Source organism: Streptomyces boninensis, from assembly GCF_048572725.1.
GTDB classification, from domain to species: Bacteria; Actinomycetota; Actinomycetes; order Streptomycetales; family Streptomycetaceae; genus Streptomyces; species Streptomyces boninensis.
The window spans coordinates 251,693-277,640 of the sequence record NZ_CP183837.1 but is presented as its reverse complement, the minus strand read 5'-3'; the positions used below and the strand labels follow the sequence as shown (position 1 = coordinate 277,640).

Below are 25,948 nucleotides of genomic sequence, written 5' to 3'. Positions count from 1 at the left end.
CCCTGCCGTCACCGCCACAGAGAGGCGACCCGTACCACCATGCTCAAGACCGCTGCCCAGGAACAGCTGCTGCCCGGCGCGACCCTCCAGGAGAAGTGGGAGTTCGCGCAGGCGGCCGGCTACGACGGGATCGAGCTGCGCGCCAAGGGCGACTTCCACTTCCGCGGCCGGCTGCCGGAGCTGAAGCGGGCCCTCGCCGACGGCGTCGTGATGCCGACGGTGTGCGTGGAGATGCTGCACTTCTTCGCCGCCTTCGACGAGGAGCAGCGCCGCGACGCGATCGAGCAGCTGAAGTCGCAGCTGTCGGTCATCGCCGAGATCGGCGGGCTGGGGGCGCAGACCCCGGCCTCGTACGGGATGTTCTCCCGCCGGCTGCCGCCCTTCGAGCCGCCGCGCTCCGAGGAGGCGGACCGCGACGTGCTGCTGTCGGGCCTCGCCGAGCTCGGCGAGCACGCCAAGGGTGAGGGCGTGACGCTCTACCTGGAGCCGCTCAACCGCTACGAGGACCACATGGTCAACCGCCTCGACCAGGCGGCGGAGTTGATCCGTACAGTCGGCCTCGACTCGGTCCGTATCGGCATCGACAGCTACCACATGAACATCGAGGAGGCCGACCCGGCCGCCGCGATCCTGGCCAACGCCGCCTGGATCGGCCACGCCCAGGTCTCCGACTCCAACCGCTTCCAGCCCGGCGCCGGACACCTCGACTGGCAGTCCTGGATCGGCGCGCTCAAGGCGGCGGGCTACGACGGCTGGCTGGCCGCCGAGTGCCGGCTGACCGGCGATGCGGCCGAGGCCGTCCGCTCGGTGCCCGCCTTCCTGCGAAGGATGGGCGCGTGACGGCGATCCTGCCCGCCCCGCCGACCACTGTCGATGTGGCTCAGTTGCAACGCGACGCCGCCGCCGTACTGCTGCGCAACTGGACCGGCCCGGCCACCGTCCCCTCCCGCACCCTCTACCCGCACCAGTGGAGCTGGGACTCGGCCTTCATCGCCATCGGCCTGCGGCACCTCTCGGTGCGCCGCGCCCAGCGCGAGCTGGAGACGCTGCTCGGCGCCCAGTGGGGCGACGGCCGCATCCCGCACATCGTCTTCAACCCCACCGTGCCGAACGGCGCGTACTTCCCCAGCCCCGACTTCTGGCGCTCCTCGACCGCGGGCGCCGCCGCCGGCGCACCCGCCTTCACCGAGACCTCCGGCATCGTGCAGCCGCCCGTGCACGCGCTCGCCGCATGGCTGGTGCACCAGGCGGACCCGGACGCCTCGGCCCGGCGCGGCTTCCTCGCCCGCGTCTACCCGCGCCTGGCGGCCTGGCACGACTACCTCACCACCAGCCGCGACCTCGGCGGGTCAGGTCTTACGGCGAACGTGCACCCGTGGGAACCCGGCATGGACAACAGCCCCTGCTGGGACGCCCCGCTGTCCCGCATCGAACCCGCCCCGCCCGGCTCCTTCCGCCGCGCCGACCTCGACCACGGCGCCGCCGCCGACCGCCCGACCGACCTCGACTACAGCCGCTACGTGCGCCTCGCCGCCGACTACCGCGACCGTGGCTACGCCGACACCGGCCACGCCTTCGCGGTCGAGGACCCGGGCGCCAACGCGCTGCTGATCGCCTCCGAGTACGCCCTCGCCGAGATCGCCGCCGTGCTCGGCGCCGACCCGGCGGCGCACTGGTCCCGCGCCGAGCGGCTGACGACGGCCCTGGTCGCCCGGCTGTGGGACCCGGAGGCGGAGATCTTCCGCTGCCGCGACCTGGTCGCGGACGCGCTCATCGACGAGCGCAGCGTCTCCGGCCTGCTCCCGCTGATCGTGCCCGGGCTGCCGGGGCACGTCGTGGCCGAGCTCCAGCGGACGCTGTCCGGGGAGCACTTCCGGCTCGGCGAGCTTCCCCTGATCCCTTCGTACGACCTCAAGGGCTGGGCCTTCGACGCGGCGCGCTACTGGCGCGGCCCGGCCTGGTTCAACACCGCCTGGCTCATCGAGCGCGGCCTGCGCCTGCACGGCGCGACCCGGCGGGCGGACGCCCTGCGCCAGGCGGTGCTGGCCGGCGCGGCGGCTTCCGGCTTCGCCGAGTACACCGACCCGTACACGGGGGAGGGGCGCGGCACCCGCGACTTCAGCTGGACGGCGGCGCTGGCACTCGACCTGGCGGCGGAGGCCGGGCGATGAGCGGCGCGGAGCTGGTGCTGCTGGTCCGGGACGGCACCTTCGCGGCGCTTACCGCCGGTGGTGGGATCACCGGACGCGGCGGTACGAGCCCGGACGGGCTGTTCCTGCGCGACGCCCGGCACCTCAGCCGCTGGGAGCTGCGGGTGGACGGGGCGGAGCCGGCGGCGCTGGTCCCGGCGACGGACGGCGCGGCGCCGGCGGCGTGCGTGCTCATGCCGCAGGGCAGCCGGGACGAACCCGCGGGCTACACGGTCTTCCGTGAGCAGGCCGTGGCGTCCGGGGTGCTGCTGGAGCGGCTGCGGCTGGTCAGCAACCGTCCCGTGGCGGTCACGGCGCGGCTGGAGCTGACGGTGGACGCGGATTTTGCGGACCAGTTCGAGCTGCGGGCGGACGGCCGGGCGTACGAGAAGGGGGACGTGCCCCGTACGGCGGAAGTGCTGGCGGACGGGGTGGAGTTCACGTACGAGCGAGGTGCGTGGCGGTCCCGTACGACGGTCACCTCCGTACCGGCGCCGGACGAGGTGGCGACGACGGAGGACGGCGCGCGCCGCCTGACGTGGGGGCTGGCGCTGCCACCGCACGGCACGGCCGAGCTCGCGCTGCGCGCAGAGGCACGCGCGCACGACGGCGCGGCGCCGGCTCAGGCGACGACGCCATCGCAGGCGGCAGCGGAACAGGCGGCGGACAGTGCCGAATTCACGGCATCCGCCCCGGCAATGCCCCAATCCCTGCCCGAGCGCGAAGCACTCGCCCGCGCCTGCGCGCAGGGCCTCGCCGACCTGGCCTCGCTCCGGGTGCACGCCGCAGGTCCGGACGGCGAGTCGCTGCGCGTCCCGGCGGCAGGCATCCCCTGGTTCCTCACCCTCTTCGGCCGCGACTCCCTCCTCACTTCGCTCTTCGCCCTGCCCTACCGGCCCGCCCTGGCTGAGCACACGCTGCTGGCGTTGGCCGCCACCCAGGGCACGGCCTACGACGCCTTCCGCGGCGAGCAGCCCGGGCGCATCGTGCACGAGGTCAGGCACGGCGAGCTGGCCCACTTCCGCCAGGTGCCGTACGGCCGCTACTACGGCTCCGTCGACGCCACCCCGCTCTTCCTGGTCCTGCTGCACGCCCACCGCGAGCTCGCCGCCCGCCTGGAGACGCACGCGCGCGCCGCGGTGGACTGGATGCTGGGCGACGGCGGCCTCACCGAACACGGCTGGCTCGTCTACACACCTGACCCGAACGGCCTGGCCAACCAGAACTGGAAGGACTCCGAGGGCGCGATCTGCTTCGCGGACGGCACCCAGGCCACCGGCCCGATCGCGGTCGCGGAGGCGCAGGGATACGCGTACGACGCCCTGACCCGCACGGCGGAGCTGGCCCGCGAGGTCTGGTACGACCCGGCGTACGCGGACCGGCTGACGGCGGTCGCCGCGGAGCTGCGGGCCCGTTTCGTACGGGACTTCTGGCTGCCGGAAGCGGACTTCCCGGCGCTGGCGCTGGACGGCGACGGCCGCCGGGTCGATGCGCTGGCCTCGGACGCGGGCCACCTGCTGTGGTCCGGCATCCTCGACGCCGAGCCCGGTCAGCGGGTCGGGCGCAGGCTGCTGCGGGACGACTTCTTCTCGGGCTGGGCCATCCGCACCCTGGCGGCGGGCCAGTCCCCGTACCACCCGCTGTCGTATCACCGGGGAAGCTGCTGGCCGCACGACAATGCGGTGATCGCGCTGGGCCTCGCCCGCTACGGGCTCCATGAGGAGACGGCAACGCTGGCCAAGGGCCTGCTCGGCGCCGCGGCGCAGCACGGGTGGCGGCTGCCGGAGGTGCTCGCGGGTTACGGCCGTACGGAATCGGCGAAGCCCGTCCCGTACCCCCACTCCTGCTCCCCACAGGCATGGGCGGCGGCGACGCCCCTGGCGCTGCTGACGGCGCTCACGGGCGGCCACTGAGACTCCGGGGGCGGCGGGGCCTGACACCCGCCGTCCCCGGTCGGGGTTCACTTCAGCGTGCCGAAGTCCACCTCGCGCGCGTCCGTGCCGTCCAGGTCGCCGAGCTCCTCGCCCTCGTCGGCGCCCTTCTCGTACACGTCCGCGAACATCGCCGGGTTGACCAGGAAGCCGTCGCGGCCGTAGCGCATGTCCTTGTTGCACAGGCCCTTGTGCTTGAGCGTGTCGAAGGACTTGGTGACGGTGCGGCGCGCCGCCTCCGTGTCCGCCGCGTCCTTCGTCTTCCGTACGGCCTCGGCCACCACCGCGCCGGAGTCGTACGACTCGATGCCGCCGAGCACCGCCTTGCCCTTGAACTGCCGCTCGTACAGCGGGTCGAAGGAGTCCAGCCAGTCGCAGTACTCGCGGACGACCAGCCAGGGGGCCTTCACCTTGTAGTCGTCGCCGAGGTAGTCGCGGTCGGTGATGCGGATGCCGCTGAAGCGGGAGGCCGCCAGCTGCTTGTCGAGCCGCGCGAACTCTTCGTCGGGGCCGGTGAAATGCACCGCGTCGTAGCCCTCGGAGCGGAGCTGCTGGACGACGTCCCGCAGCTCCGTGTCCGTGTTGAAGGAGAAGGCCCCGGCGTAGTAGCCGGTGCCGGACTCCAGCAGCTCCTGCGCGCGCTCGATGTTGAAGTCCTGTTCGTCCGAGACGAAGGCGATGTCCTGAGGGCCGCCGCGGCGGTCGGAGAGTCGGTTGAGGTAGCGGACCAGCTGGTCGCTGTACGAGCCGGGGTTGCCCATGGTCTGGAAGGTGGACGAGCCGAGGTCGCCGGTGAGCCGCACCCAGGTGCTGAGCAGGAGCAGGTCGTGTTCGGCGTAGAGCTGCGAGGCCTTGGTCATCATGCCCTCGTCGGGGGCGGTGGCCGGGCCGACGACGGCGATCACGTCGTCGTCCTTGACGAGCTTCTCGGCGACCTGGGTGGCGCCGCCCTTTGACCCGAAGTCGTCGACCCGCCGGACCTTCAGCTGGACCGGGAGCTTGTCCTTGCGGTTGATGTCGTCGACCGCCATCTTCACGCTGTTGGCGACCGTGACGGCGTCCTTCTTGCCCTCGCCGTTGAAGTCGCCCTCCACGGCGATCACATACTCGTCGCGGCCGCCGGCCGCCGACTCCTCATCGCCGAACGGGTCGACGATCAGCGCCGCCGTCACCAGCACCGCGGCGGCCACGCCGGCCGCGATCCACGCGCCCACGACGCGCCCCCGCCGGCCGGAGCTCCCGGCGGGCGTGGTGGTCGGCGCGGGGCCGAACGACGGAGGCACAGGCGGCAGCCCTGGGTGGCCGGACTGTGCGGGGTGGCCGGAGTGCGCCTGGTGGTTGGCCTGCGACGGGGGTCCCTGAGCGTCCTGCGGCAGCGGTATTCGGCCCTCCGGCGCGGGCTGTCCGGGCTGCGCGTAACGCACCAGCTGCGTCACCGCCTCGGCCGCGGTCGGCCGCTCCTGCGGGGTCTTGGCGAGCATCCGCAGCACGAGCACGGCGAGCTCCTCCGGCACCCCGGGGCGCAGCTCCCGCGGCGAGGCTGGCGGGTCGTGCTGGTGCTGGTAGATCAGCGCGGGGCCGGAGTCGGAGTGGAACGGCGGGCGGCCGGTGAGCAGTTCGTACAGGACGCAGCCCACCGAGTACATGTCGGTACGGCCCTCGACCGGCTCGCTGCGGAACCGCTCGGGCGCCATGTACAGCGGCGTCCCGAAGGGCGCGGCGCCGGTGGCGGTCACGTAACCCGCCGCGGTCACCTCCTCGATGAACTTCGCGATCCCGAAGTCCATCACCTTCACCGCGTCGTCGGGCCCCACCATGATGTTGGCGGGCTTGATGTCGCGGTGCACCACCATCGCCGCGTGCGAGGCCTGCAGGGCGCGGCAGATCTGCGTGCCGATGCGGGCTGCCCGGTCGACGGGCAGCGGCCCGGTCTCGCGCTGCACCCCGGCCAGCGTGCCGCCGTCGACGAGCTGCATCACCAGGTACGGAACGGGAGCGCCGTCCAGGTCGGTCATGCCGAGGTCGTGCACGGGCACGATGTACGGGCTGTTCAACGCGGCCGCGGCGCGGGCCTCTCTGCGGAAGCGCTCGACGGCCTCAGGCTCGCCGGCCGGGCTGGCGTCCGGGGCGGGCCGCAGCAACTTCACCGCGACGTACCGCGCGAGACGCTCGTCCTTGGCCCGCCATACGGTCCCCATGCCGCCGGAACCGATCCGCTCGAGCAGACGGTAACGCCCGTCGAGAACCCTGTCCCGCATCCCCATATTCGTTCGGCCTCCGACCGGTGTTACGTCGTTCCCCCTGCGCGCCGCAGGTCACTAATACCTGACCAGGGCCCGTCAAAACAACGTCTGCAGGTGGATCTTAGGGGGCGCGAACGCGCTTTCTTCCGCGGGGAGTTGACGGCTAACGCTGTTAGCTGCAGAGTGGTCTGTGTCGGGCTAACGCCGTTAGCCGCAGGCCGAGTAGCTACCGAGGAGCCCACCATGACCGCGAACGTCACCGCCACCACCTCCGCCGCCCCGCGCACCGCCGGCTTCGTCCACGCCGCCGCGTGGATAGCCGGAATCGCCGCCGCCTGGGGCGCCACGCCCGAGGTCGGCGACTCGAACGCCGAGATCGCCACCGCCTACGCGGACCACGCGCCCCAGGCTTTTGCGCAAGCCGTCCTCGTCCACGGCTTGGCTCCCGCCGCGGTCGCCGTCATCGCCGTCGGCCTGCTCGGCCGGGCCCGCCGCGTCGGCGGCCGCGCCGCCCGTATCGCCGCCGGGGCCGGATTCGCCGCCGCCGCGCTCGCCGCCGTGCAACTCGTGCTCGAACTGATCGCGATCCCCGGCGCCGACCCCGCGTCGCCGGACACGACGGCCACGCTCTGGGAGACCGTCCAGCGGGTCGATGGCGTGAAGATGTTCGCCTTCGCCGCCCTCGCCGTGGCCACCTGCCTCGCCGCCAGAGAGCAAAAGTGGCTGCGCCGCTGGGAGTTGGCGGTCGGCTGGGCGCTCGCCGCCGCGATAGTGCTCTCCGGCATCGGTTACGTCCTCCTGTTCGCCGCCCTCGCGCCCCTCGCCTTCCTCTCCCTGCCCCTGCTGCTCGTCTGGATCGTGGTCCTCGGCACCGCCCTCGGCCGCAGGTCCTGACGGCCGTGCTGCCGGCAGTACGAAAGCCGCGTCAGGCGCTGCCGCGCACCGTGAGGGTGTGCGGGATGACGACCTGGCGCGGCTCCCGTGTGCCCTCGGTGATGCGGTCGAAGAGCACGTCGAGTGCGGCCCGGGCGATGGCCTCCTTGTCTGGTGAGACCGTGGTCAGCGTCGGGTGGCTGTACCGGCCCTCGTCGATGTCGTCGTGGCCGACGACGGCCACGTCCTCCGGCACCCGCAGGCCGCGTTCGTGCAGGACGTGGATCGCACCGAGCGCCATCAGGTCCGTGTAGCAGAAGACAGCGTCCGGTCGCTCGCCGCGGTCGAGCAGGGCGGCCATGGCCCGGGCGCCGTCCTGGCGGAGGTACTGCCGGGCGGGGACCACGAGCGCGGGGTCATACGGCACCCCGGCCGCCTCCAGCGCCTGGCGGTAGCCCCCGGTCCGCAGCGGCGCCGTGCCGACGCCGCCCGCCGGTTCCTGGTGGCCGATCGCCGCGATCCGGCGCCGCCCCTGCTTCAGCAGATGCGTGGTGGCGTCCGCGGCGGCGGCGGTGGCGTCGATGCCCACGTGGTCGACGCCGGGGCCGGTGATCTGCTCGCCGAGCAGCACCAGCGGCGTGCCGCCGCGCTCGGCCTCGTACTCGGAACGCTGGATGCCGAGCGGGCTGAAGATGATGCCGTCGACCATGCCGGGGTGCAGGCCGCCGAGGACGAAGCGTTCGGCGTCGAGCTCGCCGCTGGTCTGGTCGATCAGGACGGTGTAGTCGCGCTCGCGGGCGGCCAGCACGACATGGCGGATGAGCTCGGCGAAGTAGGGCCGGTCGATCTCGGGTACGGCCATGGCGATCAGGCCGGAGCGGCGCAGCCGCAGATTGCGGGCGGAGAGGTTGGGGCGGTAACCCAGCCGGTCGATGGCCCAGTTGACCCGCTCCCGGGTGGCGTCGCTGACCGGGCGGTTGCCGGACAGCACATTGGACACCGTCGTGGCCGACACCTGTGCCAGCGCGGCCACCTGGCGGATGCCGATGTTCTCCGGCATGCGGACATCCTTTCCGGGCCAGGGCGCCTCAGGCGCTTGTGCGTAACGTTGTACTGGTCAGCGGGCACTTTGCGCAATGGTGCAGGTAGAAGTCGCCGCACGCCCGATTACAACGTCAAAACCAACCCCTTGTGCGCGGCCGCCGCCGTAGGTACTGTCCGGCCTTGTCGGCTTCCATTACAACGTTGAAAGGCGGCCCGAGCGACCATGGACTCACGGCCGAACATCGTCCTGGTGATGACGGACCAGCAGCGCGCCGGCTTCACGGCGGGCAGCGGGTTCCCCATGGACACCATGCCGTTCACCGACGCGCTCGCCGCCCGTGGCACCCGCTTCACCCAGGGCTATACGCCGAACCCCACCTGCGCCCCGGCCCGCACCAGCCTGCTCACCGGCCGCTTCCCGAAGGTCCACGGCGTACGGCAGAACAGCGCCACCGAGCACGCCCGCTACGACGAGGACCTCCTGGACGTGCTGCGCGCCGCGGGCTACTCGCTGCACCTGGCGGGCAAGACGCACATGTACCGCGGGGAGAAGGACTTCGACTCCTTCAACGCCCCGTACTGGCATGTCTCGGGCCCCGGTGAACGCACCGAAGCCGAGCAGGACTTCGACGCCTGGCTGGACGACCTCGACCACGGCGTCGCGGCCGAGCCGACCCCGCACCCGCTCGAGTCGCAGCTCCCGTACCGGATCGTCTCGGACGCCATCGAGGCGGTGGACGAGCGGCCGGGGCGCGACGACGACCAGCCCTTCTTCATGTGGCTGTCCTTTCCCGAGCCGCACAACCCCTACCAGGTGCCCGAGCCGTACTTCTCCCTCTTCGCCGAGGACGAGCTGCCCGACCGCGTCGCCGGTCCCGAGGCGGCCCGCGCCAAGGGCGGCGACTGGGCCTGGCTGCAGCGGCTGATCGAGGCCAAGCGGCCCGGCTACGACGACCAGTGGCGCCGCTACCGCGCCAACTACTGCGGCATGCTCCGCCTCATCGACGACCAGGTGCGCCGCTTCGCCGAGCACCTGGAGGCCGCCGGGCTCGCCGAGAACACCCTCTTCATCGGCGTCGCCGACCACGGCGACTACGTCGGCGAGTACGGGCTGCAGCGCAAGGGCGCCGGGCTGCCGGAGGTCCTGGTGCGCATTCCGTACTGGATCAGCGGCCCCGGCGTGCGCGCGCAGCACGACGACACCAGCCTCGTCAGCCTGGTCGACCTGCTGCCCACCCTGTGCGAGCTCACCGGGCAGGAAATCCCGCTCGGCGTGCAGGGGCGCAGCCTCGCGCCGCTGCTGGCCGGGGAGGCGTTCCCGGCCGGGGAGTTCGCCGAGATGTACGCCGAGGTCGGCTTCGGCGGGATCCCGTACGGGCCCGAGGATCGGCCCGAGCTGCACTTCCCGTACGGCGGGCCGACCTTCGACGAGCTGAACTCGGTGACCATGAGCGGCCACACGAAGATGCTCCGCCGCGGCCGCCACAAGCTCACCTGCGACAGCGAGGGCCGGATCGAGCTGTACGACCTCGAGGCCGACCCCGCAGAGCTGACCGACCTGGCCGCCGACCCGGACCACGCCGGCGTTCGCGCCGAGCTCGCGGAGGCGCTGCTGCGCTGGACCATCCGCACCGACGACGACCTGCCGCAGGCCGCGTACACGCCGCGGCGCGCCGCCCACAACTGGCGCACGACGACCGCCTGAAGCCCCGTCACGAGGAGCCGCAATGCACCACGAAGACCGGGACCCCGCACCGCCACCACCCCGCCGCACGGTCCTCCGCGCCGCCGCGGCCGGGCTCGGCGCCGTCGCGCTGGGCGGCGCGGCCGCCGGCTGCGGCGCGGTGGCCGGCGCCGCCTCCGAACCCGGCACCCTGCGCTACTGGAACCTCTTCGCCGGTGGCGCCGGTGGCCTGATGAAGCAGATGACCGCCGAGGCGGTGAAGAAGACACCGGGCGCCACCGTCGAGGCGACCGTGCTGGAGTGGGGCCCGCCGTACTACACCAAGCTCAGCATGGCCGCCGCCGGCGGGCGCGGGCCCGAGGTCGCCGCCATGCACCTGAGCCGGCTCGCGGGGTACGCGCCCGGCGGGCTGCTCGAGCCCTGGGACACCGGCCTTCTCGCCGAATACGGGGTCGCCGAGCACGACTTCGACCCATCGATCTGGCGGCGCGGGCACTACAGCGGCAAGCTCTACGCGCTGCCGCTCGACACCCACCCGTCCATCGTCTACTTCGACCGCAAGAAGATGGACCAGGCCGGGCTGCTCGACGCCGACGGCCGCCTGACCGGCTTCGATTCCCCGGATGCATTCCTGGACTCGGCGGCGAAGCTGAAAAAGCGCTTCGGCGTCGGCCCGGTCTACGGCCACACCAACGACGACGCGCAGGCGTGGCGGCTGTTCTGGGCGCTGTACGGGCAGAGCGGAGCCCCCTTCGACCTGAGCGGCAAGAAGGTGGACCTCGACCGGGACACCGCCGTGCGGGTCGTCGACTTCATGGTGAAGCTCGTCCGGCCCGACTCCCGGACCTACGACCCGCCCACCGCGGTCGCGCAGTTCGCCGGGCGGCGGACGCCGATGATCCTCAGCGGCGAGTGGGAGCTGCAGACCTTCGGCACCGTCAAGGGGCTGGCGCTCGACGGCGCGCCCTTCCCCGGCGTGTTCGGCAAGTCCCGCTCGTACGCCGACAGCCACAGCCTCGTGCTGCCGCGCCAGGGCAAGCCCGACGAACGCCGCCGCCGGCTCACCCACCGCTGGGCCGCCGAGCTGCTCAAGGCGAGCCTCACCTGGGCGAAGGCGGGCCACATTCCCGCCTACCGGCCGATCACCGCGACCAAGGCCTACCGCGAGCTGGTACCGCAGGCGCATTACGCGGCGGCGGGGGAGGAGCCGCTGCTGGATCCGGCGGCGTGGTTCACCGGCGCCGGGTCCGAGTTCCAGCGGCAGATGTGCGAGGCGCTGCAGACGGCCATGGTCGACGGCGACAAGCCGGAGCGCGCGGTGGACCGGCTGACGGACCGCCTGAACGCCATGCTCGCCAAGCCCAATCCGATCGCCGGCTCCTGAGACTCCTGAGAGGAGAACAGATCCGTGTCCACCCTTCAGCACAGCGAGCCGGTGAGCCGCGCCGCCGCGCCACCGGACGCGCCGCCCCCGCGGTGGCGCCTGCGGCCGCGCCGCACCGGCGGCTCCGGCTTCCCGTTCGTCGTCCCTTTCCTGGTCTTCTTCGTGCTTTTCCTGCTCGTGCCCATCGGCTACGGGATCTGGATGAGCTTCACCGACGCGGCGCTGACCGGGCAGGGCGACGGCGAGCTCGTCGGCTTCGGCAACTACGCCGAGGCCCTCACCGACCCCGAGGTGTGGCGGACGCTCGGCAACACGGTCGTGTACACCGTGCTCGCGGGCGTACCGATGGTCGTAGTGCCGCTGGCGATGGCGCTGCTGGTGAATACGCACATGCCCGCCCAGTGGCTGTGGCGGCTGTCGTTCTTCGCGCCGTATCTGCTGCCGGTCGCCGTCATGACGCTGATCTGGACCTGGCTGTACCAGCCTGACCTGGGCCTGTTCAACCAGGTCCTGGGCGCCTTCGGCATGGAGAAGGCCGGCTGGCTCACCGACAAGCAGCTGGCCATGGCGTCGATCGCGCTGGCCAGCATGTGGTGGCACGCGGGCTTCAACTTCCTGCTCTACCTGGCCGCCCTGCAGGGCATACCCGACCACCTCCACGAGGCCGCCTCCATCGACGGCGCGGGCGCCTGGCGGCGGCTGTGGTCGGTGACACTGCCGCAGCTGCGGCACGTCACGGGCGTGATCGCGGCGCTCCAGGTGATGAACTCCATGAAGGTCTTCGAGCAGATCTACCTGCTGACCAAGGGCGGCCCCGACGGCTCCACCCGCTCCGTCCTCGGCTACGTCTTCGACACCGGCTTCACCGGCTACCGCCTCGGCTACGCGGCCGCGATCTCCAACCTGTTCTTCGCCCTGATCGTGATCGTCTCGCTGGCGCAGGTGAAGTTCTCCCCGCGCAAGGAGGACCAGGACTGATGGCTGCCACCCGCTTTGCGCCCCGTACGAACATCACCGCCGGCAGCGGCGCCGGCGCCCGCTGGGGGGTGCTCGCCGCGCTCCTCGTGATGACCGCCCTGTGGCTGCTGCCGCTGGCGTGGGCCGTGGACACGTCGTTCAAGTCCGAGGCGGACGCCGCCTCGCCGGACGCGTCCTGGTTCCCGGCGGGCGGCTTCACGCTCGACGCGTACCGGCATGTCCTGGAGCAGGGGAAGATCCCCGTCTGGGCGCTGAACAGCCTGCTGATCTCGGTCGCGGTCACGGCCCTGACGGTGGCGGTCTCCGCGCTTGCGGCGTACGGCTTCTCCCGCACCCTCTTCCGCGGCCGCAAGGCGCTCTACGCGCTGACGATCGCGGCCATCATGGTGCCGGGGCAGATCCTCATCGTGCCGCTCTTCCGGCAGATGATGGCCATGGACCTCATCGACACCTACGCGGCCGTGATCCTGCCGCAGGTGGTGGCGCCGGTGATGGTGTACATCCTCAAGCGGTTCTTCGACGGCATCCCGCAGGAGCTGGAGGACGCCGCCCGCATCGACGGCGCGGGCAGCCTCCGGGTCTTCTGGAACGTCATCCTGCCGCTGTCCCGCCCGATCCTGGCGGCCGTCTCGATCTTCGTCTTCATCGGCGCCTGGAACAACTTCCTGTGGCCGTTCATCATCACCAACGACCCCGACCTGATGACCCTGCCGGTCGGCCTGGCGACGATCAAGGACTCGTACGGCGTGCAGTACGCCCGGCAGATGGCCTCGGCCGTGCTGGGCGCGATCCCGCTGCTCGTGGTCTTCATGATCAGCCAGCGCCAGATCGTGAAGTCGGTGGCCACCACCGGCCTCGGCGGTCAGTGAGCCCGGCGACCACACGCGCTGCCCGTATCCGACACCTTTACGACACCCACGGAGCTCTCGCATGCACCACACCCATCTGGACGCCGCTGGCCACCCCCGGCCGCAGCTCATCCGGGACCCGGATTGGCACGACCTGAGCGGCCCCTGGCAATTCGCCCACGACGATGAGGACATGGGCCGCTCGGGCCGCTGGATGGACCCTGAGGTCACCGAGCCCTTCACCGGCACCATCACCGTGCCGTATCCGCCGGAGTCGAAGGCGTCCGGCGTCCAGGACACCGCCTTCCACCCGGTGCTCTGGTACCGGCGCACCATCGAGGCGGCGAAGCCGGCCGCGGGCCGCCGCCTGCTGCTGCACTTCGGCGCCGTCGACTACCGGGCGGAGGTCTGGCTGAACGGTCGCCTCGTCGGGCAGCACGAGGGCGGCCACACGGGCTTCACCTGCGATCTCACCGATGCCATCGACCGCGACGGCGAGCAGGTCATTGTCGTACGCGCCGAGGACCAGCCGCTCGACCCGGCGCAGCCCCGCGGCAAGCAGGACTGGCGGCGGGAGCCGCACGTCATCTGGTACCACCGCACCTCCGGGATCTGGCAGCCGGTCTGGCTGGAGGAGGTGCCCGAGGACCATGTCGCGGTGCTGCACTTCACGCCCGACGTCGCGCATGCGCAGGTGCGCTGCCGGCTGCGGCTCAGCCGGTGGCCGCGGCGCGCGCTGCACGCGACGGTCCGGCTGACGCGCGGCGACCGGGTGCTGGCCGAGCAGCGGACGCTGGTCTCCGAGGGCCGGGAGACCGTCTTCGAGATCGCCGTGCCCGCGCTGCGGCACGGGCAGGACCTCGACGACCTGCTGTGGAGCCCGGAGCGCCCGAACCTGGTCGACGCCACCGTCGAGCTCACCGACGCCGCCGACGGCACCCCCGTCGACACCGTCGCCTCGTACATCGGCCTGCGCGACATCGACTGGGACAACGGCGTCTTCCTCCTCAACCACAAGCCGTACTTCATGCGGCTCGCGCTGCAGCAGGCGTACTGGCCGTCCTCGCACCTGTCCGCCTCGGCCGACGAGCTGCGCCGCGACGCCGAGCTGGCGAAGGAGATCGGGCTCAACGGGCTGCGCATCCACCAGAAGATCGAGGACCCGCGCTTCCTGTACTGGGCCGACCGGCTCGGGCTGCTTTTGTGGGAGGAGATGCCGTCCGCCTACGCCTTCGGCACCGAGACCGTCGAGCGGGTCGTCGGCGAGTGGAAGGAGGCGATCTCCCGCGACCTCAGCCACCCGTCGATCGTCGCCTGGGTGCCGGTCAACGAGTCGTGGTCGGTGCCGAACCCGGCGCTCGTCCCCGAGCAGCGGCACTTCATCGACAGCCTGTACCACCTGACCAAGGCCCTCGACCCGTCCCGCCCCGCCGTCTCCAACGACGGCTGGGAGATCTCCGCCGCCGACATCTGGGGCGTGCACGACTACACCCAGAGCGCCCGGGTGCTGCGCGAGCGCTACGGCGACGTGTCTCTGCGCCGCGGCGAGCTCGCCGAGCGGTGGCCCGGCGCCAAGCGGCTGCTGCTCGACGGCGTACGGCACGAGGGGCAGCCCGTCGTGCTGAGCGAATTCGGCGGTGCGACCTTTGAGCCCGCCGAGGGCGCCGAGTGGTTCGGCTACGACACCGTCGCCAATCCGCAGGAGTTCACCGAGCGGCTGACCGCCCTGGTGGGGGCCGCCGTCGACTCCGGCCTCGCCGGCTTCTGCTACACGCAGTTCACCGACACCGAGCAGGAGATCAACGGCCTGCTCACGGCGGACCGCGAACCCAAGATCCCCCTGACCGAACTGCGCGCAATCCTCACCCGTAGGAAGGACACGCATTGATTCAGCACGGGAAAGATCACCCCGGCACCGGCAGGACCCGCCTGCTGACCGGCCTCCTCGCCGCAGTGCTGCTGGCCCTGGTGGCCAGCACGCTCCAGCCCTGGAGCGCGGCGGCGAACAGCGAGGGCGACAGCCTCTACACGCGGAAGTCGACGAACGAGTTCGTCGCCGCCGCCCGCGTCATCCGCCTCGAACACAGCGGCGCCGCCAACGGCACCCTGCTCGGCACCTTCGAGCGCGCCTCCACGGACGGCACCCCGTCCGCGTTCGTCCTGCGCACCTCCAAGGACGACGGCAGGACCTGGCGTACGCTCACGACCCTGCCCGACCCGCTCACCGGCGAGAACCACCCGTCGGACCGGATGTGGCAGCCCTTCCTCTTCGAGCTCCCGAAGAAGATGGGCAAGTACCCGGCGGGCACGCTGCTGCTCGCGGGCAACATCGAGCCGGGCGCCAACACCCGCTCCGACTTCGTGCTCTGGCGCAGCACCGACCACGGCGCCAGCTGGGACTTCCAGTCCATCGTCCAGACCGGCGGCGGCACGGACGGCGCCCCGCACGGCGGTTCCGGCGTGTGGGAGCCCTTCCTGACCTTGGACGGCGAGGGCCGGCTGGCCATGTTCTTCGCCGATGAGCGCAGGCAGCCGGAGCGCGCGCAGGTGATCGCGCACATCGTCTCCGAGGACGGCGGCGAAACGTGGAGCGCGAACCCGGACGGCTCGACGAACTTCGAGCCCGGGCTTGTGGTGGATGTGGAGAGCGAGTCGGCGACGGACCGCCCGGGCATGCCGACGACCGCCACGCTGCCGGACGGGCGGATGGTCCTCGCGTACGAGATCTGCGGCGCGGGTCGCAACTGCGAGGCGTACACGAAGACCTCGACGGATGGCGGCTCGACCTTCGGCGAGGGGCCCGCGGACCTCGGCAAGATGGCTGTCACCTCCGACGGCCGGTATCTGGGCAGCAGCCCGTACCTCGTGTGGAGCCCCGCGGGCGGCCCGAACGGGCAGCTGATGATGATGGGGATGCGCACGCGGTACGTCGCGGGGAATGAGTTCACCCCCGAGGACCGGCAGGCCGTCTTCGTCAACGACCCGGATGCGAAGGGCCCGTGGTCCTGGACCCCGGCGCCGTTCAAGCCCGTCGAGGGCCCGGACAAGAACTGCAAGACCAGCTACAGCCCGCACATGCTCCTCGACCACACCGGCAGGTCCGTCCGCCTGACCGCCACCACGGCCCACGGCGGGCCGACCGACTGCAAGGTCGGCACCGATGTGGCGAGCAGCGGCGTGCTGCCGTATGCGAGCGCCACCGCGGGCGGCAGCACGCCGGGCTGGATCGACTACGGCGGGGACAAGTCCATCGCCGGCTCCACCGGCTGGACCGACTACCGCCTGGAGGGCGATGTCCGTATCACCGGCGGCTCCGAGGCGGGCCTCCTGGCGCGGACGTCGGACCCGCGGGACGGGGCCGACGCGCATAACGGCTACTACGTGGGTGTGACGTCGAAGAGCGTCGTGCTGGGCAAGCAGGACGGCAGCTGGCAGCAGCTCAAGGACGTGGCCATCCCCGGTGGGCTGAAGGCCGGGAAGTGGTATCGCCTCACGGTCGACGTCGACGGCTGCGACATCAAGGTCACCGGCCGGCCCTCCGGCTCCACCGGCAAAGCCGTCGGCTTCACGCACACCGACTGCTCCTTCAAGAGCGGCGCGATCGGCGTCAGCGAGCGCGCCGGTACGGGCAGTTGGCGAAACATCAAGGTCCTGAAGTCTTGACGGGTACTGGCCAAATCAGCGCGAGGAAGGGAGCATTGACTACGAGAAGCTGAAGATATCTACGAAATATCGGAGGGTTCGAGATGTTGAGACGCCCGTGGGCCGCCGTCCTGGTGGCCCTGGCGGCGGTGGCCGGCCTGCTGCTCAGCGGGCCGGCTTCGGCCGCTGATCCGGACGCCAGGCGCGCCGCCGCGGACAAGCCGCCGCTGCCCGCGGGCGGCATCAAGGGGCCCATGCAGGGCGGCAATACGGTCGCCGCGCAGCCGCGCGAGAAAGAGCCGCGCGCGGACGGCTACCGGCACATCGACACCCCCGAGCTGATCAAGAAGCTGAAGGGAATGGGGGCGAACAGCTACATCTTCAGCGTCTGGGAGTACCGCTCGGACTGGGACGACCTGCGCAAGGAGTTCGTGCCCGCGGCCGAGAAGGCCGGCATCGACGTGATGCCGTATGTGGTGCCGCCGAGCGAGTGCTTCGTCTACAAGGACCACGACCCGGACCAGGTGCTCCCGCCGCACCAGCAGGGGCGCTGCTCCTGGCCGTATCTGGAGGACTACGTCGGCTGGGCGAAGGCGGTGGCGGAGCTCAGCAAGGAGCACACCAACGTCCCGTACTGGGCGATCGACGACTTCTTCATCGGCAATCAGTGGAAGTTCACCAAGGAGTACATGGCCGAGATGAAGGCCGCGCAGGACGCGATCAATCCTGATCTGCGGCTGTACACGACCGCATACTTCGGGGAGGCGTCGGGCGACGAGTTCTATGAGCTGTACGCCGACTACATCGACGGGATCATCTACCCGTACACCGGGCGCGGCGGCAACACCATGGAGGCGCAGTACGTCGAGCGGAACCTGGACAAGATCCGCGAGAAGACCGAGCCGCTGGGGCTGGAGCTGATCCTGCTCGTCTACACCGGCCGCTTTCTCGCCAGCCCGCAGCCGCCGACCGAGGATTACGTCGAGGACGTGTACCGGCGGGCCGAGCCCTATGCCGCCGACGGCCGCATCGACGGCGTCATCGCGTACGGCGCGGCGATGGACGGCGCCCCGGCGATGAGCAGCGACCACAAGGCGTACCAGGGTGACGGGCGGCTCAACCTCGCCCTGCAGGAGGGCACGCCGACCACCGCGGGCGAGTCGGCGTCGGCCTCGCAGACCATCAAGGTCGACCCGGACGCGGGGACGTACGAGCTGTCCTTCCGGCACTACGACGAGTACGGGCATGTTTCGCTCGCCGACTACCACCACAAACAGGTGCTGGTCGACGGCAAGGTGGTGTGGTCGGCGGATGTCGCCGACGACCCCGAGCAGTCCTGGAAGCAGGCCACCGCCGATCTCACCGAGGCGCTGAAGGGGAAGTCGGAGGCGAAGCTGACGCTGCGGATGTACGAGAACAAGGGCGTCGGCAACTATCCCCTGGAGGAGCTCGCCTTCGACGACCTGAAGGCCACCGGCTTCTCCCTCGCCAACGGCGGCTTCGAGACCAAGGACGGCTGGGACCTCGCCGGCAGCCGCGCCGGCGCCTTCATCCCGCAGATCGACATCTACGCCCTCGACCGCCCGTACCGCATCTACGACGTCATCGCGAAGGCGTGGGGCGGCACCGGCTACGACTGGGGCAACCCGGAGCGGCCGAAGCTCGGCCCGGAGAACCGCGCCATGTATGGCAACGGCCGGCTGCGGATGCAGGTCCCGCCGAACACCGCCACGCCAGCAGGAGCGTGCACCTCGGCGACGCAGAAGGTGCCGGTGCAGGGCGGGCTGCCGCGGTACGAGCTGTCGTTCTGGCAGACCGACGATCACGAGATCACGCCGCAGTTCGAGGGCTATCACTACAAGGAGGTGCTGATCGACGGGAAGCCGGTGTGGAAGAACGACGTCACCGACTGGTTCAAGGGGATGTGGATCAATGGATCCGATCCGCAGGGGCCGATCACGGTGACCGAGTTCGTGCAGGGCAAGGCGGAGGTGGAGCTCACCTTCCGGCTGTGCGAGGCGAAGCCCGTCACCGATCTGACGGCCGATGTGGGCTTTGACAACGTCACCACGGTCGGGCTCGGGGTCAGGAACCCGGGCTTCGAGTCCGCGGAGGACTGGAAGCTGTCCTCCACGGACCCGGGGATGAAGACCACGATCGATATCGCGAAGTGATCCGTTAGTCCTGGATCCGGAAGACGCCGATGTCGTCGGCGAACACTCCCTGGCTGGGTGAGGTCTGGCTGATCGACCCCTCCACGCCCACCCAGCCATGGAAGGCCCCGGTGTCGTCGATGACCTGCAGCATCGGCTTCACATGCGAATTGCCGCTATAGCAGTACTCGCCCCGGTCGATCGCGTGCTGCAGCCGCCAGCCCCACAGGGTGTCGCGACGGTGGCCGATGGGGGAGCGGGCGGGGGCGATGTAGTACTCGGTGGCGCCCGCGCCGCCACCGTTCGTCTCGCCGCCGATGCAGTTGCCCTCGGTGCACTTCTTCCAGGTGCGCAGCCAGAAGGGGCTGCCGTCGCCGTGATCGATGTACGGGTCCGCGCTTGCCTCGCTGGTCTTCCACAGGTAGTAGCGGTGGATCATCGCCTGCCAGTCCGCGGAGGCGAGCGAGGCGACCGGGACGCGCTTGTCCCAGGCCCAGTTGGAGCCGGCGCCGAAGCCGTGCGTGACGCCGTAGCTGCTGCCGGCGAGCTCGACATTCGCCAGAGCGCCGCCCGACCTCGAGGTCAGCGTCCAGTCCTCCCACTTGCCGTCGCTCCAGGTGACGCGGAGCTTGTCGCCGGCGACGGCGTAGGTGCCGGAGAGGGTGGACGAGGCGGCGGTGGACTCCCAGCCGCCCGCGGTCATGACGTTGCAGTCGCGGGCCGTGCAGCCGCTGGCCTTGAAGCCGGTCGAGGTGCGCTTGACCCGCTTGTCGTTCGACCAGTGCCAGTGGCGCTCGGTGACCTTCCCGTCGGTGGTGAAGGTGTACGAACCGAGGCGGACCCAGTTGTGGGTGGAGGTGGCCTTGAGGCCGCCCACGGCGATGGTGAAGTTGGCCTTGCCCAGGGGTAGTTCGGCCGCCTGGGCCATCGATGGCGGCAGGATCGCCGCCATGATCGCCGCGACGGCCAGCAGCGCAAGGGTGGCGATGCGTCGGCGCATGGAGCCCTCCCGGACGGGGTGGGGTATCGGTCCGGACCGAATCTATGGCCCCCACGTTGCGCGCCGGTTGCGCCGACCGGTCAGCCCAATGGCGGAAGGAAGCCCGCGAACTCCGCCAGGAACCGGTCCACCATCCGCACCTCCTCCTCGTCCAGTCGGTGCGCCGGCGCGCGGCAATGGTCGCTCGCGAAGAGGCCACGCCGCGCCGATATGTGCTTCTCCGCCGCCACCATCAGCTCGGTGCCGAGCATCCAGTACGAGATGTACGGGAGCAGCCGCCGGTGCAGCTCAAAGGCCGCGTCGGCATCCCCGGCCTCGTAACGCCGCCAGATCTCCACATACAGCTCGGTGAAAGAGCACCCCGGCTGCACGGCGACCGCCCCGCGCCGCAGCGCGTCGGGCAGCTGCACGCCCGCGTAGCCGACGGCGGAGGTCAGCGGCGGGTCCTGGCGGGCGAGGGCGGCGATCAGCGGCCCTGGCGGTGTCGACTCGACCTTCACCTGGCGGAGGTTGGGCCGCTCGCGGGCGATCGCGGCGATGGTCGCGGCGTCCAGGGCGGTGCCGGTCTGCGCCGGAGCGTACTGGAGCACGACCGGGGTCTCCGCGACCGCCGCCAGCACCGTGAGGACGTGCGCGTGGACGTCCGTGGGGGAGGGGTTCAGCTGGTACGGGGGGAGCAGGTTGATGCCGTCGGCGCCGGCCTCCGCCAGCCGGCGGGCGTGGTCGGCGGCGAGGAGGGTGGCGTGGTCCTGGACGGCGATGACCGCGGCGCGGTCGGTGCCGCGGGTGCGGTCGAGCAGGATCTCGGTCAGCGCCCAGCGCTCCTGCTCGGTGAGCTTCAGGAACTCGGAGGCGTAGCCGGGGAACATCACGCTGCTGACGCCGCAGTCGAGGGTGTACGCGACGACCCGCTCAAAGCCCTCGTAGTCGACCTTGCCGTCGGGGTGGAAGGGCACTTCGAGGACGGGGGAGACGCCTCGGACGAGGGCGTGGGTCATGGGGTGGATCCTCCGGTGTCTCGCTCGGTCGGGTCTGGGTACGTCACTTCGGCGCCCAAGGCAGCTCGTCGCCCGCGTATTTGTGCGCGCGCACATCCCCGGACCGGGCATGCCCCTCGAAGAGCTCGACCCGCGCCGCGCGTCCGCACACCCGGCCGAGCTCGGCGGCGGAGGCGGGGTCGGTGACCTCTTGGTACGTCACTGTCTTCAGGTATTTCCCGACCCACAGCCCGCCGGTGTAGCGGGCGGCGCCGCGGGTCGGCAGCACGTGATTGGTGCCGATGACCTTGTCGCCGTACGACACGCAGGTGCCCTCGCCGAGGAAGATCGCGCCGTAATCCGACATCGCGTCGAGGGCCAGGCGCGGCACCGCGGTCAGGACCTGGACATGCTCGAAGGCGAAGGTGTCGGCGAGCGCGTACGCGTCGTCCATGGTCTCGGTCAGATGCACCTGGCCGTGGTCGCGCCAGGCCGGCTCGGCGAAGTCGCGGGTGGGCATGGTCGGCAGGAGCGCCTCGATGTGCGCCATCGCCGCGCGGGCCACGGCCTCGCTGGTGGTGATGAGGACGGCGGGGGAGTCGGGGCCGTGCTCCGCCTGGCTGAGCAGGTCGACGGCGACGACGAAGGGGTCGGCGGTCTCGTCTGCGACGATGAGGATCTCGGTCGGCCCGGCGAAGAGGTCGATGCCGACCTCGCCGTAGAGCTGCCGCTTGGCCTCGGCCACGTAGGCGTTGCCCGGGCCTGCCAGGAGGTCGGCGCGGGCGATCGACTCGGTGCCGAGGGCCATGGCCGCGACCGCCTGCACGCCGCCGAGGAGGTGGATCTCGTCCGCGCCCGCCAGGTGCATTGCGGCGATGGTGGCGGCCGGGATCTCGCCCCTGATGGGCGGGGTGCAGGCCGTGACGCGTTCGACGCCCGCGACCTTGGCGGTGACGATCGTCATGTGGGCGGAGGCGGTGAGCGGGTAGCGGCCGCCGGGCACGTAGCAGCCGACGGCGGAGACCGGGATGTTGCGCTGGCCGAGGCGGACGCCGGGGAGCGTCTCCACCTCGAAGTCGCGCAGGGCGTCGCGCTGGTGGCGGGCGAAGCCGCGGACCTGGTCCTGGACGTACGCGATGTCGTCCAGGGTCTGGCGGTCGACCTGCGCCGTGATCCGCTCGACGTCCTCGGGCAGGAGCCGGAAGGACGGGGGAGACCAGGAGTCGAAGCGTTCCGAGTGCGACCGCACGGCGGCGTCGCCGCGCTCCCGTACGTCGTCGATGATCTCCGTGACGGTCTGCCTGACCTGGTGCTGCCGCTTGGCGTCCACCTCGGCCGGCCGGGCCTGCTTGAGTGCCGTGCGCATCGTGCCCTCCCGGAGAGCTGCGGAGCAACCGCCCCTGAATCTCTGGCATTTCAGAGATATGTATCGTATATGAGATGGTGGCATTCCCGGGCTGCCGGGCGCAAGATCTGTACGCGGAACGCTGGTCAAAGCCGGCCGAGTTCGGCCGGGAGGGAGAGCACGTGATCGTCGACGTACACGCCCACACCCCGACGCACGAGGGTCCGGTGCCGCCCGCGGAGCTGCGGACGTACCCGAACTGGCGCACCGACCGCCCGGTGGTGACCTCCAACTCCTGGGCCGACTACGACAAGGCGATGGCGGACGCGGACGTCTCCATCGTCTTCAACATCGCGGTCGACAACCCCCTGGAGGCCACCGGCCTCGACTACCGCCCGGAGGACACCAACGAGGCCACGGCCCGCTTCGCCGCGGCGGCGCCCTCGCGCCGTATCGGCTTCATGTCGGTCAACCCCCTCCACGACGGCGTCCTGGACGAGGTCGAGCGCTGGCGCGACCGTGGGCTGCGCGGCATCAAACTCGGCCCGAACTACCAGGACTTCGACCCGCTGTGCGAGCAGGCGCTGGCGCTGTACGCACACGCCGAGCGGGTCGGGCTGCCGATCCTCTTCCATGCCGGCGCCTCGCCGATGCGGCACGCCCCGCTGCGGTACACGTATCCGCTGGTCACCGACGAGGTGGCGCTGCGCTTCCCGGAGCTGCGGATCGTCATGGCGCACATGGGCCACCCGTGGGGCAAGGAGACCGTGGTCACCATCCGCAAGCACCCGCATGTGTACGCGGACGTCTCCTCGATCTATCTGCGGCCGTGGGTCTGCTACGAGTCGCTGCTCTCGGCGGTCGAGTGGGGTGCGGCCGGCAAGCTGCTGCTCGGCTCGGACTTCCCGATCGCCAACACCGGGGAGGCCATGGCGGGGCTGCGGCGGGTGAACGACATCCTGGAGGGGACGAAGCTGCCGCGGATCCCGGAGGAGGCCATCGAGGGCATCATCCACGTGGACGCGCTGGGAGCGCTCGGCTTGTCGCGGTAAGTCCACAACTCCCCGGGATACTCTCCGAGATGCTAGAAATACCCAGAAGATTTCGGGAAAGCGCATCCGCGCATCGAGGATCGTGAGGGCCATATGGACCAGGGCAGCAGCAAGCCGCCGTCACCCGCCGCCGACCGGACGCTCACCATCCTGGAGACGCTGGTACGCGCCGAGGAGCCGCTGATCCTCACCGCCCTGGCCAAGAAGGCGGACATCCCGCTCGCCACCTGCGCGGCCATCGTGCAGACCCTGGAGCAGCGCGGCTATGCGGCCCGCAAGGTCATCGGCCGCAGCCACTACTGGCGCCCGACGCTGGCGTTGTACGGCCTGTCCGCCCAGCTGATCCGCCGCCTCGACCTGCCGACCGTCTCGCAGTCGAGCCTGCGCACCCTCGCCGAGGAGACCGGGCTGCCGGCGCACGTCGGCGTGCTCGACGGCCCGAAGGTCGTATACGTGGCGAAGGCGGCGCCGCCCGGCCGGTTCATCCACTTCAACACCCACCCGGGGAAGGTCGCGTCCTTCAACCTCACCGCGCTCGGCAAGGCCATCGCGGCCTACCTGCCCCCGGACGAACTGGCGCCGCTGCTCGACCACCTGGCCGCCGGCGCGGGCCCCAAGGCACACGGCCTCGACACCCGGCCGCTGCTCGACGAGCTCGCCGAGACCCGGGTGCGCGGCTATGCCATAGAGGACGAGGAGGAAGAGGCCGACATCGCCTGCGTGGCGGCGCCGCTCTTCGACTCCGAGGAGAAGGTGGTCGGCTCGGTCGGCGTCACCGGCTTCGCGCGCGAGCTCAAGGACGACCGGCTCGAGGCGGCCATCGAGGCGCTGAAGCGCGAGGGGCAGTCGATCTCGGAGCGGCTCGGGTACGCGCGCACTCGTTAACCAACCGGAAGCATCGCGGGCCTTGTGTACGGCAGTTGGGCGCCCGTAGCATCCAGATCCTAGAAATGTTTCTGGAATACCAGAAATACCGGCTGGGTTCGCGGAGGCAGAAGTGATCAGCAGGCCAGGGATCAGCAAGCACGCGGCGACGGCACTGATCGTCGGTCTCGCCCTCACGGCGAGCGCCTGCGGCGGCTCGGACGGCGGCGGCTCGGGCGGCGGGGCCAAGGGCAAGGAGGGGACGAAGACCGGCAAGGTCCGCGAGGGCGGCCGGCTCGTCGTCGGCCAGACCCAGCCGATCTCCCAGATCGACCCCAACACCATCAACGCCGCCACCCAGCAGCAGCTGATGACTTTGCTCTGGAACGGCCTGACCAAGTGGGGCCCCGGCGACACCACCGAACCCGACCTCGCCACCTCGTGGAAGTCGGACGCGGACTACAAGAACTGGACCTTCAAGCTGCGCGACGGCGTGAAGTTCCACGACGGCAGCGCCTTCACCGCCGATGACGCCGTCAAGAACATCAACCGCATCCTGGAGCCCAAGACCGGCGCCCAGGTCCGGGCGAAACTCGCGATGATCGACAAGGCCACGGCCGAGGGCAAGGACACCCTCAAGCTGAAGCTCAAGGAGGGCAACCCGAACCTCCCGACGGCCCTCATCGAGCTGAAGATGACGGATGTCGACGACATCAAGACCGTCAACAAGACGGCCAACGGGACGGGGCCCTTCAAGCTGACGAAGTTCGTCCCGGACCAGACCGTCGACCTGGCCCGTAACGACGCCTACTGGGGCACCAAGGCGCACCTGAAGTCCATCCGCTTCGCCCGCTACGCCGACCCCACCGCCGCCGAGACCGCCTTCCGCTCCGGCGAGGTGCACGTGCTCTACGACGTGCCCGCCGACTCCGCCAACACCCTGCAGGGCGCCGGCAACGCCCAGGTCATCGAGCCCAAGGTGGCCTCCAGCGCGGCGGCCTGGGAGCTGGACACGCAGTCGGAGCCGTTCGACGACCCGCGGGCCCGGCAGGCGCTGTCGTACGCGGTGGACCGCAAGGCGATGCTCGACGCCGCGTACGGGGGTCACGGCGTCGCGAACACGACCAACACGATCGTCAACCCGGACAGCCGGTACGCCGCCGACAGCGGACTGAAGACGTACAAGTACGACCTGCAGAAGGCCAAGAAGCTGTTCGCCGCCGCCGGTGTGAAGTCGGGCGACAAGCTCACCTTCTGGACCTCCTCCGGCTACCCGTCCTGGCAGACCATGGGCGAGGTGCTGCAGTCCAGCCTGCAGGAGATCGGCATCAAGCTGGAGATCAAGAAGGCCGAGCTGGCGACCTGGTCGGCGAAGTTCTATCCGGCGCCGAAGAAGTTCCCCGGCATGATCGTGGCGAACTATCTCTCCTTCCCGAACCTCCCGGCCACCTACTCGCTGGTGTGGTTCGGCAAGGACGGCACCTGCGAGTGCAAGTGGAAGGCCCCGGACGCGTACAACAAGGCGGTCACCACCTTCGAGTCGACCGATGACGACAAGGTCCGCGGCCCGGCGTACGACGAGGCCCAGCGCATCCTCAGCAAGGAATCCCCGATCGTGGTGATCGGCAACACGGCGTGGATCTCCGTCGCCCAGCCGCAGATCCGCAACGTGTGGGCGCAGGGAGACGGCGCCGTGCACCTGGAGTCCGCGGGGTTCGCGAAGTGAGCCCGGCCATCCGGA

At 70.9% G+C, this 25,948-nt stretch carries 19 protein-coding genes; 14 read left to right on the top strand and 5 right to left on the bottom strand.

Annotation, left to right across the window (positions count from 1 at the left end):
• The first annotated feature begins 39 nt into the window (after window positions 1-39).
• Genes ACNNMR_RS01280 through ACNNMR_RS01270 form a run of 3 tightly spaced genes read left to right on the top strand, consistent with a single transcriptional unit; the run spans window position 40 to window position 4,102 of the window.
• On the top strand, window positions 40-840 hold the full coding sequence (locus tag ACNNMR_RS01280) for a sugar phosphate isomerase/epimerase family protein (RefSeq protein WP_419992594.1): 801 nt from the start codon (window positions 40-42) through the stop codon (window positions 838-840).
• Window positions 837-2,171, top strand: coding sequence for an MGH1-like glycoside hydrolase domain-containing protein (locus ACNNMR_RS01275; RefSeq protein ID WP_419992593.1), 1,335 nt, complete (start codon window positions 837-839; stop codon window positions 2,169-2,171). Before ACNNMR_RS01280 ends, ACNNMR_RS01275 begins: the two co-directional genes overlap by 4 nt.
• Window positions 2,168-4,102: a glycogen debranching N-terminal domain-containing protein gene (locus tag ACNNMR_RS01270; protein ID WP_419992592.1), complete on the top strand. Its 1,935-nt coding sequence runs from the start codon at window positions 2,168-2,170 to the stop codon at window positions 4,100-4,102. Before ACNNMR_RS01275 ends, ACNNMR_RS01270 begins: the two co-directional genes overlap by 4 nt.
• A 47-nt stretch (window positions 4,103-4,149) precedes the next feature.
• On the opposite strand, the gene ACNNMR_RS01265 is transcribed toward ACNNMR_RS01270, so the two are convergent.
• The gene (locus ACNNMR_RS01265) at window positions 4,150-6,378 is read right to left on the bottom strand and encodes a protein kinase domain-containing protein (RefSeq protein ID WP_419992591.1); all 2,229 of its coding nucleotides are present in this window, start codon (window positions 6,376-6,378) and stop codon (window positions 4,150-4,152) included.
• A gap of 228 nt (window positions 6,379-6,606) precedes the next feature.
• On the opposite strand from ACNNMR_RS01265, the gene ACNNMR_RS01260 reads away from it, so the two are divergent.
• Window positions 6,607-7,257: a hypothetical protein gene (locus ACNNMR_RS01260; protein WP_419992590.1), complete on the top strand. Its 651-nt coding sequence runs from the start codon at window positions 6,607-6,609 to the stop codon at window positions 7,255-7,257.
• Between the two features lie 31 nt (window positions 7,258-7,288).
• Here the strand turns inward: ACNNMR_RS01260 and ACNNMR_RS01255 are convergent, their stop codons facing one another.
• Complete coding sequence (locus ACNNMR_RS01255) at window positions 7,289-8,296, bottom strand: LacI family DNA-binding transcriptional regulator (protein ID WP_419992589.1); 1,008 nt, start codon at window positions 8,294-8,296, stop codon at window positions 7,289-7,291.
• 207 nt (window positions 8,297-8,503) lie between these two features.
• On the opposite strand from ACNNMR_RS01255, the gene ACNNMR_RS01250 reads away from it, so the two are divergent.
• The 7 genes from ACNNMR_RS01250 to ACNNMR_RS01220 all read left to right on the top strand — a co-directional run bounded on the left by ACNNMR_RS01250 (window position 8,504) and on the right by ACNNMR_RS01220 (window position 18,990).
• A complete protein-coding gene (locus ACNNMR_RS01250) occupies window positions 8,504-9,985 on the top strand; it encodes a sulfatase-like hydrolase/transferase (RefSeq protein WP_419992588.1) in 1,482 nt (493 codons plus the stop codon).
• 22 nt (window positions 9,986-10,007) lie between these two features.
• On the top strand, window positions 10,008-11,348 hold the full coding sequence (locus ACNNMR_RS01245) for an extracellular solute-binding protein (protein WP_419992587.1): 1,341 nt from the start codon (window positions 10,008-10,010) through the stop codon (window positions 11,346-11,348).
• A gap of 24 nt (window positions 11,349-11,372) precedes the next feature.
• Window positions 11,373-12,326 carry a carbohydrate ABC transporter permease gene (locus ACNNMR_RS01240; RefSeq protein WP_419992586.1) on the top strand — a complete coding sequence of 318 codons (954 nt, stop codon included), beginning with the start codon at window positions 11,373-11,375 and terminating at the stop codon, window positions 12,324-12,326.
• Entirely contained in the window at window positions 12,326-13,195 is an 870-nt protein-coding gene (locus ACNNMR_RS01235; RefSeq protein WP_419992585.1) for a carbohydrate ABC transporter permease, read from the top strand. The genes ACNNMR_RS01240 and ACNNMR_RS01235 overlap by 1 nt, the downstream gene beginning before the upstream one ends.
• A gap of 61 nt (window positions 13,196-13,256) precedes the next feature.
• The gene (locus ACNNMR_RS01230; RefSeq protein ID WP_419992584.1) at window positions 13,257-15,062 is read left to right on the top strand and encodes a sugar-binding domain-containing protein; all 1,806 of its coding nucleotides are present in this window, start codon (window positions 13,257-13,259) and stop codon (window positions 15,060-15,062) included.
• Window positions 15,059-16,837: an exo-alpha-sialidase gene (locus tag ACNNMR_RS01225; RefSeq protein WP_419992583.1), complete on the top strand. Its 1,779-nt coding sequence runs from the start codon at window positions 15,059-15,061 to the stop codon at window positions 16,835-16,837. Before ACNNMR_RS01230 ends, ACNNMR_RS01225 begins: the two co-directional genes overlap by 4 nt.
• Before the next feature lie 83 nt (window positions 16,838-16,920).
• The gene (locus ACNNMR_RS01220) at window positions 16,921-18,990 is read left to right on the top strand and encodes a hypothetical protein (RefSeq protein ID WP_419992582.1); all 2,070 of its coding nucleotides are present in this window, start codon (window positions 16,921-16,923) and stop codon (window positions 18,988-18,990) included.
• Between the two features lie 4 nt (window positions 18,991-18,994).
• Here ACNNMR_RS01220 and ACNNMR_RS01215 read toward each other — a convergent pair whose 3' ends face one another.
• The 3 genes from ACNNMR_RS01215 to hisD all read right to left on the bottom strand — a co-directional run bounded on the left by ACNNMR_RS01215 (window position 18,995) and on the right by hisD (window position 22,312).
• Window positions 18,995-19,969, bottom strand: a complete 975-nt coding sequence (locus ACNNMR_RS01215) for a hypothetical protein (RefSeq protein ID WP_419992581.1) — start codon at window positions 19,967-19,969, stop codon at window positions 18,995-18,997.
• A gap of 80 nt (window positions 19,970-20,049) precedes the next feature.
• A complete protein-coding gene (locus ACNNMR_RS01210) occupies window positions 20,050-20,967 on the bottom strand; it encodes a dihydrodipicolinate synthase family protein (protein WP_419992580.1) in 918 nt (305 codons plus the stop codon).
• Window positions 20,968-21,010: 43 nt separating this feature from the next.
• Window positions 21,011-22,312, bottom strand: a complete 1,302-nt coding sequence (gene hisD / locus ACNNMR_RS01205) for a histidinol dehydrogenase (protein ID WP_419992579.1) — start codon at window positions 22,310-22,312, stop codon at window positions 21,011-21,013.
• Window positions 22,313-22,386: 74 nt separating this feature from the next.
• Between hisD and ACNNMR_RS01200 the strand changes: the two genes are divergently transcribed.
• The 3 genes from ACNNMR_RS01200 to ACNNMR_RS01190 all read left to right on the top strand — a co-directional run bounded on the left by ACNNMR_RS01200 (window position 22,387) and on the right by ACNNMR_RS01190 (window position 25,933).
• On the top strand, window positions 22,387-23,343 hold the full coding sequence (locus ACNNMR_RS01200) for an amidohydrolase family protein (RefSeq protein ID WP_419992578.1): 957 nt from the start codon (window positions 22,387-22,389) through the stop codon (window positions 23,341-23,343).
• 93 nt (window positions 23,344-23,436) lie between these two features.
• On the top strand, window positions 23,437-24,228 hold the full coding sequence (locus tag ACNNMR_RS01195) for an IclR family transcriptional regulator (RefSeq protein WP_419992577.1): 792 nt from the start codon (window positions 23,437-23,439) through the stop codon (window positions 24,226-24,228).
• A 112-nt stretch (window positions 24,229-24,340) separates the two neighbouring features.
• Window positions 24,341-25,933, top strand: a complete 1,593-nt coding sequence (locus tag ACNNMR_RS01190) for an ABC transporter substrate-binding protein (protein WP_419992576.1) — start codon at window positions 24,341-24,343, stop codon at window positions 25,931-25,933.
• The last annotated feature ends 15 nt before the right edge of the window (window positions 25,934-25,948 follow it).